Origin of the sequence: Pseudomonas sp. GGS8 (genome assembly GCF_024168645.1) — a bacterium.
Classification (GTDB): domain Bacteria; phylum Pseudomonadota; class Gammaproteobacteria; order Pseudomonadales; family Pseudomonadaceae; genus Aquipseudomonas.
The window spans coordinates 5,862,985-5,877,374 of record NZ_JALJWF010000001.1 but is presented as its reverse complement, the minus strand read 5'-3'; the positions used below and the strand labels follow the sequence as shown (position 1 = coordinate 5,877,374).

At 53.6% G+C, this 14,390-nt stretch carries 11 protein-coding genes and 1 pseudogene; 5 read left to right on the top strand and 7 right to left on the bottom strand.

Going from position 1 to position 14,390, the window contains the following annotated elements:
- Nucleotides 1–288 precede the first annotated feature (288 nt).
- Nucleotides 289–624, top strand: coding sequence for a YegP family protein (locus tag J3D54_RS26035; RefSeq protein WP_253424581.1), 336 nt, complete (start codon nt 289–291; stop codon nt 622–624).
- 674 nt (nt 625–1,298) lie between these two features.
- Nucleotides 1,299–1,556 carry a hypothetical protein gene (locus J3D54_RS26030; protein ID WP_253424578.1) on the top strand — a complete coding sequence of 86 codons (258 nt, stop codon included), beginning with the start codon at nt 1,299–1,301 and terminating at the stop codon, nt 1,554–1,556.
- Between the two features lie 126 nt (nt 1,557–1,682).
- On the opposite strand, the pseudogene J3D54_RS26025 reads toward J3D54_RS26030, so the two are convergent.
- Nucleotides 1,683–1,971 (bottom strand): annotated as a pseudogene (locus tag J3D54_RS26025) (transposase domain-containing protein); the annotation flags it as partial.
- A 1,111-nt stretch (nt 1,972–3,082) separates the two neighbouring features.
- Between J3D54_RS26025 and aqpZ the strand changes: the two are divergent.
- Nucleotides 3,083–3,772 carry an aquaporin Z gene (aqpZ, locus tag J3D54_RS26020; protein WP_253424575.1) on the top strand — a complete coding sequence of 230 codons (690 nt, stop codon included), beginning with the start codon at nt 3,083–3,085 and terminating at the stop codon, nt 3,770–3,772.
- Nucleotides 3,773–3,968: 196 nt separating this feature from the next.
- On the opposite strand, the gene J3D54_RS26015 is transcribed toward aqpZ, so the two are convergent.
- Nucleotides 3,969–4,868: a LysR family transcriptional regulator gene (locus tag J3D54_RS26015; RefSeq protein WP_301293489.1), complete on the bottom strand. Its 900-nt coding sequence runs from the start codon at nt 4,866–4,868 to the stop codon at nt 3,969–3,971.
- A gap of 501 nt (nt 4,869–5,369) precedes the next feature.
- Here J3D54_RS26015 and J3D54_RS26010 point away from each other — a divergent pair.
- The gene (locus tag J3D54_RS26010; protein WP_253424569.1) at nt 5,370–7,736 is read left to right on the top strand and encodes a CHASE2 domain-containing protein; all 2,367 of its coding nucleotides are present in this window, start codon (nt 5,370–5,372) and stop codon (nt 7,734–7,736) included.
- Between the two features lie 61 nt (nt 7,737–7,797).
- Here J3D54_RS26010 and J3D54_RS26005 read toward each other — a convergent pair whose 3' ends face one another.
- A complete protein-coding gene (locus J3D54_RS26005; RefSeq protein ID WP_253424566.1) occupies nt 7,798–8,289 on the bottom strand; it encodes a hypothetical protein in 492 nt (163 codons plus the stop codon).
- Nucleotides 8,290–8,551: 262 nt separating this feature from the next.
- Between J3D54_RS26005 and J3D54_RS26000 the strand changes: the two genes are divergently transcribed.
- The gene (locus tag J3D54_RS26000; RefSeq protein ID WP_253424563.1) at nt 8,552–9,280 is read left to right on the top strand and encodes a response regulator transcription factor; all 729 of its coding nucleotides are present in this window, start codon (nt 8,552–8,554) and stop codon (nt 9,278–9,280) included.
- 19 nt (nt 9,281–9,299) lie between these two features.
- Here J3D54_RS26000 and J3D54_RS30370 read toward each other — a convergent pair whose 3' ends face one another.
- From J3D54_RS30370 to J3D54_RS25985, 4 genes are all read right to left on the bottom strand, one after another.
- Nucleotides 9,300–9,428 (bottom strand): hypothetical protein, encoded by a 129-nt coding sequence (locus J3D54_RS30370; RefSeq protein WP_301293488.1) that lies wholly within the window; start codon nt 9,426–9,428, stop codon nt 9,300–9,302.
- 117 nt (nt 9,429–9,545) lie between these two features.
- Nucleotides 9,546–10,784: an HlyD family efflux transporter periplasmic adaptor subunit gene (locus J3D54_RS25995; RefSeq protein WP_253424560.1), complete on the bottom strand. Its 1,239-nt coding sequence runs from the start codon at nt 10,782–10,784 to the stop codon at nt 9,546–9,548.
- Between the two features lie 50 nt (nt 10,785–10,834).
- A complete protein-coding gene (locus J3D54_RS25990; RefSeq protein ID WP_253424557.1) occupies nt 10,835–12,946 on the bottom strand; it encodes a type I secretion system permease/ATPase in 2,112 nt (703 codons plus the stop codon).
- Nucleotides 12,943–14,259, bottom strand: coding sequence for a TolC family outer membrane protein (locus J3D54_RS25985; protein WP_253424553.1), 1,317 nt, complete (start codon nt 14,257–14,259; stop codon nt 12,943–12,945). Before J3D54_RS25985 ends, J3D54_RS25990 begins: the two co-directional genes overlap by 4 nt.
- Nucleotides 14,260–14,390: the final 131 nt, after the last annotated feature.

The window sequence follows — 14,390 nt, the reverse complement described above, 5'->3', positions numbered from 1 at the left end:
GTAGATTGCCATAGGTCTTTGCGATTTGACGGTTAGTCCGTGTTTTTGGGGTCGTAGCACTCCAGCGTACGGTACTGGTAAACCGTCTTTAGCGGTTGATCGAGGTCGAGTTTGCGAGCCTGCTTCGGTTGTGGTTGCAGACCTGGCTCGTCGCTGAACCGAGTTTTAAACTCTCGGTTTGAAGAGGCTTGCATTCAGCAACAAAACACCCTGAATACCTGTTCATCACAGACAGTCTTTAATCCGATAGCTGTAACAGCGATTTCGGGCACTCTAAGGAGTTACACCATGGCAGGTTGGTACGAGTTGAGCAAAAGTACGGACGGGCAATTTCATTTTGTCCTCAAGGCGAGCAACGCTGAAATCATTTTGACCAGTGAGCGCTATACCACTCGCAGCGCAGCTGAAAGCGGTATTGCTTCGGTACAGGCCAATAGCCCCGTTGACGCACGTTATGCCAAGGAAATGGCCAAGGACGGCAAGCCTTATTTCAACCTCAAGGCGGCGAACCACCAGATTATTGGCACCAGCCAGCGCTACTCGTCTGAAGCGGCGCGCACCATAGGGATTGAAAGCGTTAAGGCCAACGGTCCAAGCACCACCATCAAAGACCAAATCGCCTGACTTTCTACAGTGTGCCTAGTCTTGAAATAGGTATACGCCTGTTTCACCCAAATGCCCGATGCACTGCATCGGGCGTTTTTTGTTTTAAAGGCAGGTGCGGTCGTCACTGGTTATCGGGCTGAGGGCGCTTGCTAAGCCACACTGCGCGAACACTATTTCGACTTAACAGCCCTGCGAAACAAGCTATTCAAAGTTTTCCGGATCGCTGAGCTTCGGGCGCCTGGATAATCCTTTCAAGCCACGGCCTGCCGGCGTAGTGACAGTTGTTTCACTCGGATCAGGGCCTGCAATATGGCGGTCGTCAGTTTCGCCTGCGATCTGGCGATAACGCATGCGCGAAAGCTTGTTGTGGATTCGTATCACCGAACTGTAGGAAATCTACAACTCCTCATCCGGTTCCATTGGAAGTGACTCATCATCGGACCTGCTCAGTCCATTGAATCCGCTTAGTCTGTTCAATCTCCTGTCGTTCGCTGAAATAACATTCTGAACAATTGAAAGATAGGATCTTTTTTAATCTGTTTCTTAGATCAATTCTTTTTCCGTCTTGTTAGCTTATGTCCTGAGCAGTAGCTGTACATCACGACGTGGCTTCTATTCCTTCAGGAATCAGAGGCTGAGGTGGTCAGTGCGAATGAGTGGTCTGACAGAACCAAACTGAGGGAAATCTGAGCATGGAAGATGAGAGCAAGGACGTCATGGATCAGATCTGGGATCGAACACTGGAGTTGTTCATTCGGATCCATGATTGCCCTGATAACCCCGAATACTTCGACACTCTTGTTCATTGGCTCAATGAAAATCCTGCTCACCTGAAAGCGTTCAACGAACTGGGGCAGATCTGGATGGCGACAGGCATCGCCTTGGCCCGTGAAATCGGACAACCGCTAAGCGACTTGGAGAGTGATCAGCGACCGTGGATGACGCATTGATCAGTGCATTGCTCCAGTATTCAGTTGTCGGTTTCGCTGTAATCGCCCTTGGTTTCGGTTCTTGGCATAGAAAATTTCTACAGCGTCCACCCAACAACCTTGCGTGGTTAAATGGGCGTACATCTGCGGCAGCAACTCGTTAATTTCACTCGCCTGCTGCGTTGGTGTACGTGTGAATACGTCCTTCAAGTAGGTCTATGATCATGGCTGTCATGCCGTGCCGACTGGGTCAAACTCATGGTGGTAGCCATACGTTTTCCGCTGCGTAGGGCCTCAGCGCCATCATTCAGATAGCGCGTCAGCGCTACTCAGCGTTTGAGGTTGTAATCCAGAGCGTTGGCGATGGCTGACCCTTTGGGCCTGGTTCGCGCTGGGCGATCATCCAAGCGTGCAGCGCATCGATTATCGGTGCAGCGGCAAGCATGGGCCATGCAGCCGATCTCTGTTATACACAGCCCAACGCTAGGCACCAGGTGCTCCAGTTAAATTGGGCAGGGCTTCAGGCCCTGGTGGACGCTGATCAGCTTACCGCTTCGTTTCAGCTGGTTGGCTCGATAGGGCATGTAGGCGAGAAAGTTTTCGTCCATCAAATGCAGCTGTTAATTCTGATGTGTTCTCGCAATTAGTCGGTCGAGTTTACTATCGGATTTGTTTAGCGTCATAAATTAGTTTCGGCTTCGTATTGTTTGGTTTTTAAACGCTTTCTTAATATTCTCAGAGATTGTGAATAATTCTGAACGGTTTGGGGGGCGTCTTTTGTAGGATATAGACTTGGCTTGGAATAGATATCCGTGTTTTTGTCTCTATGTAGTGCTCACTGGATAGCTATTGAGCGACTTAAGTGAGGTATGTATGTCCGAGGGAATGCTTAAGGGGGCGCACCGGTACGCAGTGGCAGCGAACGTCTTGATGTGTTACTCAGATCTTGGCGCAGAGGCCGAAATGAACGCAGCCTTGGGCATGGAGCTTTTGTTGAAGAGTTTTGTACCTGGATCGGATGGCGCTCACGACCAAGGACTAGAGAAATACTCATTAAAGCCCAGTATTCCAGATGATTTGGTGTTGCTGTATTGCCGTATTCACAGGAAGGTTCGGGATGAGCTCAGGCTTAGAGAAGAGTTATTTATAATTGCTCGAAAGCGAGAGGTAGTCAGCAGGGGGCGTGGTGAGGGAGGGGGCAGCTCATCAGATGAGGATGATAATGAACTGGTTTATTGTCTTGGGCGAATCATTCCGAGAGCAGTTGCGTACTATAAGGACATGGGGAGTAAACATGCCTGGATCTGTTCTTATCCGGAGGTTCCTGAGGCGGTGAAGCTGCGCACGGGTCCAAGTGTACGTTAGAGGTGTTCACGCTTACGAAGAGGATTCGTGATGTTGAGAGTGGTCGTCATACTGGATTTCATATCTTTGAGGTGTAACTATTCGTTGTAAAGTAAGGATAGAGTTAAGCATGTCAGGTTGACTAAGCAGCTTGGCAATTGCATCTCTATAAATAGACTAATCTTGTACGGAAGAATAACGATATGCTTCAAAAAATGACAGCAGAGTTTTTGGGTACGTTCTGGCTTACATTCGGTGGTTGCGGCAGTGCCATTCTCGCTGCAGCATTTCCAGAGTTGGGGATTGGTTTTGCGGGAGTATCCATAGCATTTGGTCTTACTGTGTTGGCAATGGCTTATGCGGTCGGCTCTATCTCAGGTGGGCACTTCAATCCTGCAGTGACTTTTGGTTTATGGGCGGGGGGGCGAATCCCTGCCAAAGACATTCTTCCCTACATCCTTGCACAGGTGTCAGGTGCAGTTGTTGCAGCAGGGGTTCTCTATCTGATCGCGAGCGGAAAGCCGGGATTTGAGGTTGGAGGCTTCGCTTCCAACGGATACGGCGAGTTAAGCCCAGGTCACTATGGTTTGGTATCGAGCTTTATCGTTGAGTTTGTCGCTACGTTCTTTTTTCTGTTTATCATCATGCGCGTCACTGGGGCGAATGCACCTTCTGGATTTGCGCCGATTGCTATTGGATTGACATTGACTCTTATCCATTTGGTCGCAATTCCTGTCACTAACACGTCAGTCAATCCTGCGCGAAGTACGGGGCCAGCCCTTTTTGCAGGAGAGGCTTATGTCGCTCAATTGTGGTTGTTTTGGTTCGCCCCAATTGTCGGTGGTATTTTTGGTGGGTTAGTCGCTCGGGCGCTTGGTGACAAGTCGGCTTAAAACTCTGTGTGCTAATAACAAAGTCACATGGCGCCTTCTGAGGCGCCATGTTCATTTAAAAAGTCCATCATTTTTGGTTGTTCGCAGGTTGCCAGAAAAACCCTCTTGTCGCAGGTTCAGGTATTGAATGGTGGTAAATAGACGCTATCAACGGGTTTGTTGAGGTGGAGCAGGATCGATATAGTGTGCAAAGTTTTCAAAATGGGCTATTGATTTGTTGGGTGCAATGTTTTGTACTATTAATAACATAGTCGAGAAAGGTGCGGGTCGCCGCCGATAGGGATTTTTGATGCGGATAGACGGCATAAAATCCGTCGGTGGGGAGAAAGTACTCTGGAAGAACATGAACCAGCGCTCTTCTGTTAAACTGAACCATCATATTGTTTAATAGCGCAATCCCAAGTCCCTGGGTGGCGGCATTGATTAAGCCCAGTATTGAGTCCGACGAGAACCTTCCGCTAACGGGCACATTATAGAACTCATCAAGCCTCTTGAGTGTTAAGGTGTTGTTGGGTGTTTGACCCAGAAAATGGAGGTGCTCATGCCTCATAAGATCGTCTATGGTTTCAGGTAATCCATGTTCGCTCAGGTATTCTCTGCTCGCATACAGTCCTAGAGTAACGTCACATAGTTTGTGTGTGACATAACTGTTCTTTTTTGGTTTGCCGACGCGTAGAAGCAGGTCGATGCCGGCCGCGGTCAAGTCGGGCTCAACATCGGCCAAGATCAACTCTAGGTCTATATGGGGGTATTGGTTAAAGAAAATCTGCAGAAAGTTGCTTGTGGAGTGCTCAAAAAAACTGGTGGATACCTGAACGCGTGCTTTGCCATAAGGTTGTCCTTCCAAGTGCCTGAGTGATTCTATCGTCGCGCGAAGTGTATCGACACTTTTGACACTCTGATTGTATAGCTGCTCGCCCGAGGGTGTGCAACGAAGGGCTCGGGTCGAACGAAAAAGAAGAGGTGTTCCCAGGAGTTGTTCCAGATTGGCCAAGCGACGACCAAGGGTATTGGCTGGCACGCCCAGTTTTTTGCTAGCCATTGAGAGACTTCCACTTCGGACGATTTGAACAAATATAGCTATATCATCGAGCATCATTACCTCTAGTGTTCACGTGGATCGAATCTGGCAAGAGTGAAATAGTAGATTTTTTGTTGTATCTAGTTGCGGACGATTTCTACGGAGAGCATGTTGGTTTGCTCGACGAAGCAACTTTTTTGAGTGTCACAATTTTAGCCGTATTCACCGAAATACGGAATGTCAAAATTTGGATTTCACACATCCATATTTGGATTTTTTGTGGCATATTCCTTCTTCGGTAAGGCGATGATATTCTGGGGTATAGTTTAGTTTTAACTTTATGAACATCAGGTGAAGCTTGTTTATTTCGCTGGATGTCTCTTCTTCCGGAATTCAAGATTCATCGCCTAGGTCGCTAGTGTGGCTCGGTCTTTCAGGGTGTATCAAAAAAGCATGCTGCAATAGCCTGCTAGGTCGGAAATGTTTTGAGTGAGGAGCAGTACTTTCTAAGTAAATTTGAATGCCGAGGTTGCAGCGCTCCTGACCCGAGCCGCTGGAGTCCGGAATCTTGCTTTAGTGTTGACGCTCAATCATCGATCAAGACAGCCCATTTTTATGCTCAGCGTGCAGTTGCCTTTTCACAAAATGCTTCGGGAAGGGATCATCATCACATTGGTCCTACTTCCCGCCGTGGGCTTCCTGGCCGCCGTTCCCCAATGGCAACTGGATCGGCTTATCTACGACAAGTTGATGCCCTTGGTCTCACCACCGATGGATCCGCGCATCATGCTGATCACCATCGACGATGCCAGTATTTCTGCCATTGGTCGCTGGCCCTGGTCTCGGGATTTCCATAGCCTGCTCCTGGAAAGACTAGCCCCATTGACGCCAAAGGCCGTGCTCTACGATTTAATCTTCACCGAGCGCGACCCTAGCCCCGAAATAGACCGGCGTCTGGGAGCCGCAATGGCCAAGGTCGGCCGAGTTGTTGTTCCAACTTTGCGCGAAGCTGAGCCTGCGCCAGGCCAGGCTCCGCGCTACCTGTCTCCGATCAAACCGGTGGCCGAAGGAGCCAAGGCCATCGGCCACATCTACGTCCGGGCCGGAGTCGACAGTGTCGTGCGCCAGGTCTACCTGAAGGAAGGCAACGCCAACGGACAGCTCAACCAACTGGCCTGGGAGGCCTACGCCGCAACTTTCACTGCCGATCAGCAACCGAAGCTACCTGACAGGTGCTGTGCAAGGAGTCAGGGCGGATCGTGGTTTGCCTGGAATGAAGTCCTCATCCCTTTCGGCGAAAATCACTCGCAGGTGCCCGCTGTTTCATTTATCAGCGTGCTGAATGGAGAGGTGCCGGATGAGCTGCTGCGCAACCGAATCATCCTAGTCGGCGTCACCGCTTCAGGCTTGGGTGATCGTTATCCGACCCCGATTTCTGTGTCGGGCGGCGCCACCCCTGGAGTAGTCGTCAATGCACATTTGCTTAACGGCTTGCTTCACCAGCAGCTGATTACACCAACACCGATGTGGGTAAACATCAGTCAGTCGATCCTCTCGGTGCTGATCGTACTAACCCTGTTCTCGACTTTCCGGCTACGTAACACCTTCCTTGTCTGCCTGGGTTTGGTCATTGTCCACCTGACGCTCTCGTTGGTGCTTCTGGTGCTGGGTTGGTGGTCGCCTCCCGGTGCCAGCCTGGTAGGTATCCTTGCGGCGTATATGTTCTGGAGCTGGCGGCGCCTGAATGCGCTAGTGGTGTTTTTTGGCGTTGAGCTTGATCGCATGAAGCACGAACTCAAGGAGCAGCCGGCACAATCCGAGTCGGTCTTTCGCGGTGACAAACTAGTGGGGCGAGCCTTGGCTCTGGACTCGATGATTGAGCACATGCACAGTTCGCGGCGCTTTATCGCCCAGTGCCTGGACAGCCTGCCATCGGCGATCTTCGTCACAGACCTGCAGGGTAAGGTATTGTTGGTCAACCTCAGTGCAGTCGCTCTAGAGGGAAATGGCAGTGACAATCCTCAATCCCTGGTTGGCAGAAACATCTTTCAGATACTGCGCAGTATCGACTCCACCACCGATCCCTCTGCACCGTTGCGCATGTCTGCCTGGGCGCCGGGTGAAATCTCTCTGGAGCGGCTTGCAGGGCAATTTATTCATACCCTCTCTGAACGCAGCTTCAAAATACAATTGGCGTCACTGGATACGGAGAGCGGCGAACCCAAGGGTTGGCTGGTCGGCTTGCTTGAATTCACGGTGGAACGCCTGGCCCAGGAGCAGCGCGACTGCATGCTGCGTTTTCTTTCCCATGATCTGCGTGCTCCACAGTCGGCCATTCTGGCGCTCCTGGAAATGCAGGAACTGGTTAAAGAACCAATGTCCGTCGACGAGCTTCGCCGGCATATTGAACAACAGGTTCGACGCACCCTGGGTCTGGCCGATAGCTTCATGCTGCTGGAGGAGGCCAAGTCCAAGCCCGTGACATTCGAGCCACTGTTCATTGGCGCAATCGTGCTTGATGCAATCGATCAGGTCTGGCCTCTGGCTCAACACAAAGGCATTCGAATCGAGCACCTGTTCATCGATGATGAAACCTGTGTAACGAACGGCTCTCGGGAATTGCTGACACGAGCCATCTTCAACTTGCTGGAAAACGCTGTGAAATACAGTCCGTCAGACACCATCGCTCACATCGAACTCATGCGAAAGGACACGGAAATCGTTCTGACTCTCCGTGATGAGGGGCGAGGCATTGGCGAAGAGGACTTACCGCATCTGTTCGACGAGTTCCGCCAGTTCGGCACGGGTAACCAACGAGGTGACGGCTATGGTCTGGGCATGGCCTTCGTCAGCAAGATCATGCAACGCCATGACGCTCGCATCGCATGCGCCAGCCAGATTGATGTAGGTACCACCTTCACTTTAGTTTTTCAGGCTATTTAATTCAGGTTTGATCTATGAGCCTGATCACTTGTTGGGCTCGGCCGGGAAGGTATATTGCGGACTAGGACATTTCTCCGTCGAAGCTGGACGGAAGAGTTTTGGTTTTGTGGCGCGCGCGCGTATCGACCCACGAGAGGGTCGAGGCCAGGAGGGGGGGGGAAAGCGGCTTGGTCAGTACACCCAGAAAGCGAAAGTCAGGGCCGCTGGCTTCGTAAAGAAATTCAAGGCGTTGGTAGATCGACTGTTTGTCACCGATCAGGGAGAAGTAGGGGGCCAATCTGTGTTTCGAGGCAGCGAGGAGGAGTATGCGTAGCTCTGCGATATTCATCTCGGCGCTACATAGGATCACATCGTAGGGCGTTTGGGTGGTGCATAGGGCACTCAAGGCATCGGGGCCGCTAAGTGCTGGGAAGGTATTGAAGTATCCGACATGGCCAAGTGTGCTTAGTGTCTCCATCAGCTGAAATGACCAGTTGTCGACAACTAGGATGCGAATACTGTTTTTTTCAATGTCCGACGGTTCAAAGTCTTCACTAAAAAAATGACTGGGCATGATAAAAATACTCTCCTTAAAGTTAGGAATACTTCACCTTGTCGAGTGTCGGAGGTCCTCGGGTAAACGAACGAGCTTAAAATAAAAAAACTCTGGAAGAATGCCTCCAGATAATGCATCTTAATTAAGGTACGCAGTGGTCTAGCGTTTAAGTGACAGTTGTTCACAATGTGTTAGTGCATTTTCGGCATTGAAGCCGGAAGTTGATATCACCCCTGTTGACCACGGATCAGGCGACTAGGTGATCAGGAGCAGTCCCCCTATGCGCATTGCTATTCTTGATGATGAACCCATGGCGCTTGAACTCTTGCAAGAAGCGCTTGGTTTTTACCGGTTGCCTGACGGTAGTTCTCCCATATGCACGGCCTTCTCCAGTAGTCCGGAACTATTACGTCGGCTCAAGCGGGAAACCTTCGATCTGATTATCCTTGACTGGCAAGTGTCCGAGATCAGTGGGTTGCAGATGCTGCTATGGATTAAGGAGCACCTCAAACCGGAGCCGCCAGTGATTATGCTGACCTCGCGCACTGCCGAGCATGATGTGGTAAAGGCCCTTAATGCCGGAGCTGATGAATACATCAGCAAGCCATTCCGTCAGGCTGAACTGTTGGCGCGTCTGAATAACGTGTTGCGTCAGCGCCAGACGGAGACGGGCCGAGCTGATGGAGTGGTAACCTTTGGCAACATTCGATTCGACATTCAAGAGGCACGGGTCTATGTAGCGGATGTACCCGTTGCACTGACGCTTCGCGAGTTCAATCTGGCGTTGCTGCTGTTCAAGAATCAGGGGCGTCCTCTGTCTCGCAGCTACTTGTACGAGCACTTATGGACTCGGGATGAAGTGCTTTCTTCGCGGACTCTGGATACCCATATTTATCGCATTCGCAACAAGTTGAAGCTGACTTCCGAGCACGGCTGGGTTCTGACAACGGTTTACGGCTACGGCTATCGTCTGGAGGCGCTGGACCCAGGAGCGACAGTCGAGCCGTGACAGTGGGGGAGAGTGTTACTCAGTTACCGATCACTTGAACGTTGACTCGGCGATTGGGTTGCAGGCAGTGAATCAGCTCCGGTGTGATGTTGTCGCCGGGGCAATCGACTACGGATTCAGTGCTGCCTTTACCCTGGACTTTGATCATGTCTGGACGGATACCTGACCGTTTGAGTATTACAGCAACTACCTCCGCGTGACCCGGCGCCAGTTTTTCATTAATTAGTGATGTTTCGAACTTTAAATCTGAACAAGTTTGAACTCATCAGCGTTCTCGAAGAGCTTCCCGGCCTTTGTTTAGTGGTTTCACTAAGTAAGAAAGCACAGTCTTTTCACCGGTATGAATGTCGACCGTTGCAATCATGCCCGGCACAATAGGAAGTCGTGCGCCCGTTTTATTCAATAATGAGTCGGAATCGGTCAGTATATAAACCCGATAGTAATAAACGTCCCGGTGGACATCGTCCTGAAGTGTGTCGGGGGAGATGAGGGCGACTTTTCCGGGCAGACCACCATATATGGAATAGTCATAGGCCGATATCTTCACTGTGGCCGCTTGCCCGGGGTGGATGTAGGCGATGTCCCTTGGGGCGATTCGTGCTTCGACTTGCAGGCGTTCGTCTAGCGGAACGATGCGCATCAGTTGGCCGTTGGGCGGGATCACTCCGCCGACTGTGTTGACTTCGATGTCCTTGATCACGCCACGTACCGGTGAGGTGAAGGTCAGGCGCGTTAGCGAGTCATTGCGTCCTCGGGTCACCGATTGCTGGGCTTCGATCTCGGTATTGGCCTTGGCCAGTTCCTCCCGAGCCTTGACCAGGTATTGGGTTTGGGTGTCGGTGTACCTGTTTTGCAGTTCATTGAGCTGGCGCTTCAGGCGCAGCACTTCCACGGTGCTGGCGGCACCACGGGCCACCAAAGGCGTGGTCAGCTGCAGTTCACTGCGGATTAGCTGCATGGCTTCGCCCAGGCCGGAGAGGGACTTTTCAAGGCTTTCGCGGCGGGAATGAAAGAGCGCTGTTTCGGCTTCGACCAGCTCCGGCTCCTTCAGGACCTCTTCGGGAAATTGCAGGGGCGTGTTGTTGACCTCGGCCATCAAACGGGCGGACGTCGCCTGGGCGGCGCGGACGCGTGAGGCGCTTTCCTCAACGGCCGACTCGATGCGGGTCGGATCCAGCTGAGCCAGTACTTCTCCCTTTTCGACAATATCGCCCTCCTGAACATGCAAGCTGGCCAGGACTCCGCCTTCCAGGGATTTGATCACTTGCTCCTTGGAGGAGGCGATCACCTTGCCAGTGCCGGTAGAGACTTCGTCGAGTTTGAAGTACCAGGCCCAGGTGGTGAAAGCACAGACCGCAAGGGCCAGGCACCAGACTAGACGGGAGGCGCCGGGTAGTTCTTTTTCGGACAGGCCGAAGCCGTCAACCTGTAAGGCATCAGACTTATATGGCGGCTTCCCGGGAGATTTGGAGGCCGGGGGGGGAGCTATTATGGGTTGGTTCATGGTCAGTTCGCTTTCAAAGTAATAGGGGAAGGGATCGCTGTTATCCGGGCCTATTTGTGGCCGAGTTGCGAGAGCACCTGTTCTTTGGTGCCGTCCATGACGACGCGTCCGCCATCGATCACCAGAACGCGCTCGACCCACTTCAGAACCGAAAGCCGGTGCGTTGCCACCAACAAAGTGCGGCCTTCCAGCCAAGGGGCCAGTTGATTCAAGACTTGCTGTTCGCTGATTTCGTCCAGTGAGGCCGTCGGCTCGTCCAGCAAAACTGTATTGGGTTGGCGGATGATGGTTCGGGCCAGCAGCAGCGCCTGCTTCTGACCGCCGGAAAGCCCGATGCCACCTTCCATGATCATGTAGTCCAGGCCCCCCTCCTGAGCCTGGACCAGAGCAAGAGCGCCGCTCAAGGACAGCGCTTGGAGGATTTCGTCATCGGTCGCCATCGGCCGGCCAAGGGTCAGGTTGTCACGGATGGAGCCGAAGAACAGTCGCGAGTTCTGGGTCAGTAAGCCGACGTCCCGCCGCACGTCCGCCGGGTCGATCAATCCCATCTCCAGCCCGTCCAGTTTGATCGAGCCGCGCAGGGGCATGTGCATACCCGCCAACAGTTGGAGCAAGGTGGATTTACCCGCGCCATTGCGACCAAGGATCGCGATGCGTTCACCGGGCTGAATGTTCAGGTGCTTGATGTCCAGCGCCGGAGCCTTGTCTTTCTCGCCGTATTGAAATTGCACGCCGCTCAAAGTGAACTGACCGTGGATCAGTGGACGGTTCAACAGCTTGGAGTGCTCGGGTTGATCCACCGGGCGCTTCATCAACTCGTCCAGCCCCTTACGCGCGACCTTAGCCTGTTGCCAGCGGGCGAATACACTCGATATCTGCGCCAGTGGCGCCATCATCCGCGAAGCAAGAATCGAGGAGGCCACCAGCGCGCCGGTCGTCATGTCACCGCTCATGACCAGATAGCAACCGCCTAGTAGTACGGCGGCATATACCAGGCCTTGTAATTCCTGGGTCCAGGTCATCAGCAGGTTGGTGATGTGGCGTTGCTTGATGGAAATATCCGCCGAGACGGCATGTAACTGGTTCCACTGGTTCTGGAAGCGTGGCTCGGCGCGCAGCAGCTTGATGTCTTCGATGCCTTGCACGGCCTCCACCAGCAACGCGTTGCGCAACGCCGACTCGCGCATGCCCTCGTTCGACAGCCGGGCTAACGGCCTCTGAGCCAGAATGCCCGGTAGGATCATCAAGGGCAGGGCGCCCAGAGCGATATACACCAACGGCCCGCCGGTCATGTACAGGATGACCAGAAACAACAGCACAAACGGTAGGTCGGTGATTGCGCTGATGGTGGTCGAGGTAATCAGCTCGCGCACTTGTTCAAGCTCGCGGATTTGCGAGATGAAGGTGCCGGTGGATTTGGATCGCGCATCATTGCGCAAGCGCAAGGCATGACCAAAGACCAGATCGGTGATCTTCAGGTCGGCGCGTTTTCCGATCAAGTCGGCGATGCGCGAGCGCGACATGCGCAGGATGAACTCGAAACCGATTGCCAACAGCACGCCCAGAAACAGCACCCATAGGGTGGATTCCGATTGGGCCGGTACGACACGGTCATAGACCTGCATGGAAAAAATCACGCCGGACAGGGCCAGGATGTTGGCGACTGCCGCTGCCAGTGCCACGTCGCCGTAGCGTTTCCAGTCGCGCAGGGCAATGCGCCAGAACCAGTTGCGCTGATAGGGCTTGATGTAGTCGTCAACCCGTGCGTCGGGGACCGACGATTCCGGTCGCAGTATCGCAACCCGCACGGCGCGCTCACGGAGTTGGGCGACGGTCAGACTGATAAACAGGCCTTGATCGCCGCTTTTGAGCACGCTCAGGTTGCCGGCGGCATCGGCCTTGTCGACGATTGCGACTTGACCGTCATAGAGCTCCACTGCCAACGGTAAACGCCAGGGGTCGAGTGCTATGTCGGAAAACGTCTCGAAACGCAGCATCAGGCCCATTTGGGCGGCCATGCGCTTCAGGACCGCATCAGGGGTACTGCCACGTTCCCAAGCCAGGGATACCCGGATCGTCTCTTCGGAGACACCCATCCGGTAGTGCTTTGCAATGCTGAGCATTGCCTCTAGCCAGGGCTGATACTGGGCGGCAATCGTCATGGCTGAATCTCTACCTGTTGAATGGGGGTGTTGTTCAATCCGTAGGCGTCGCGACTGTATCCGGCGGCATTGATGAAGGTGATCAGGCCCAGCCAGAAGTCGTGACGCGTGGCTTCCTGGTCTGCGGCGGCTTGGTACACCTCCTGCTCGGCGTTGAGTAGATCGAGTACCGAGCGGGTACCTACGCTGTACTGGTCTCTGTAGAGTGCCCGGGTTTCGGTCATGGTCGCCATGCGCTGGCCCAGAATGCCCAGACGCATACGAGCGCCGATGGCCTGTTCGCGAGCGCGCAGCAGGATGTCTTCAGCCGACAGTTGTGCTTCGTTGATGCTTGACTCGGCGCGGTCGATTGCAGCGGTGGCAGCACGGATCTGTGCCGAAACGGCGCCCCCCTGGTAGAGCTGCATGGAGCCCGTGAGCATCAGGGTGTTGTAGTGGCCGTGTTCTTCGCCGTTGCTCGGGTTGGTGCCAGTGATTGCCTGGTTTGCCGAGGCCTCCAGAGCTATGGTCGGATAGCGTTGAGCCTTGGCGTTTTCCAGTTGCCCAAAGGCGGATCTGCGATCGGCTTCGGCGGCCAGGACGTCGGGTAGGATCGCGTAATCGGGAACGCTGTCCAGGCGCGCCGAGCGCTCCAGATCCGCAGGTAGGTCGGCCACTGCGGCTGGCAGAGGATTGCCAACCAGTGTCGATAACCGTGCGCGCCATTGTTTCAGCAGCGTCGCCACCTGTTGAGCATTGGCTTGTGCGCTCTGCAGTCGGGTGCTGGCTTGAATATAGTCCGATTGCGTTGTCAGGCCGGAGTCGGCACGCATCTTCACCATTGCCAGAACATCCTGTACCGCCTTGACCTGATCCCTGGCGATTTTCAGCAGGCTTTGCTGGCGGTGAACCTCCAGCATGGTCTCGGCGGTTCGCTCGGCAATCACGTCGATCTGTTTGAGCAGAAGCGCCTGTTGCTTGAACACCTGGCCTTCGGCCTGGGTAACCGAGCCGCTGACCTTGCCGAAATCATGCAGCATCTGCGACACCGAAAGTGTTGCTACCTGGCCATTTCCGTAGGTGCTTACGCGCCCGGAGTTCACCCCGGCGCTGATTTTCGGGTAGTAGCCAGCCTTGGCGACATCGACCCGACCCTCCTGCTCGGCGATGGCTGACGCCGCCGAAATGATCGACGGATGACGATTGACTGCGATGAGCACCGCCTTGCGCAGCTCCAGAGCTTTTTCGTGCAGAGGAGCATTTGCGATGGATGTGTCAGGACCGGGTTCGCCTCTCAGTTCATCGGCCAGGCGTTGCGAACTCAGCCCTTGCACCAGTGCCGGTCTCTCTCCTGAAAGCCAAGGTAAATTCAGTTCTCGGGCCAGGGTAGGGGGGCTAAATGTTGGGAGTATCAACATGCCAAATAACAAACTGTGTGATCTGAACATGTGTTTAAACGCTCCTG

What these genes read in the sequence shown, in the direction of transcription:
- J3D54_RS25990 (WP_253424557.1), bottom strand. Translation starts at nt 12,946, where the DNA reads ATGACGATTGCCGCCCAGTATCAGCCCTGGCTAGAGGCAATGCTCAGC.
- J3D54_RS26005 (WP_253424566.1), bottom strand. Translation starts at nt 8,289, where the DNA reads ATGCCCAGTCATTTTTTTAGTGAAGACTTTGAACCGTCGGACATTGAA.
- J3D54_RS26035 (WP_253424581.1), top strand. Translation starts at nt 289, where the DNA reads ATGGCAGGTTGGTACGAGTTGAGCAAAAGTACGGACGGGCAATTTCAT.
- J3D54_RS26000 (WP_253424563.1), top strand. Translation starts at nt 8,552, where the DNA reads ATGCGCATTGCTATTCTTGATGATGAACCCATGGCGCTTGAACTCTTG.
- J3D54_RS30370 (WP_301293488.1), bottom strand. Translation starts at nt 9,428, where the DNA reads ATGATCAAAGTCCAGGGTAAAGGCAGCACTGAATCCGTAGTCGATTGC.
- J3D54_RS26015 (WP_301293489.1), bottom strand. Translation starts at nt 4,868, where the DNA reads ATGCTCGATGATATAGCTATATTTGTTCAAATCGTCCGAAGTGGAAGT.
- aqpZ (WP_253424575.1), top strand. Translation starts at nt 3,083, where the DNA reads ATGCTTCAAAAAATGACAGCAGAGTTTTTGGGTACGTTCTGGCTTACA.
- J3D54_RS25995 (WP_253424560.1), bottom strand. Translation starts at nt 10,784, where the DNA reads ATGAACCAACCCATAATAGCTCCCCCCCCGGCCTCCAAATCTCCCGGG.
- J3D54_RS26030 (WP_253424578.1), top strand. Translation starts at nt 1,299, where the DNA reads ATGGAAGATGAGAGCAAGGACGTCATGGATCAGATCTGGGATCGAACA.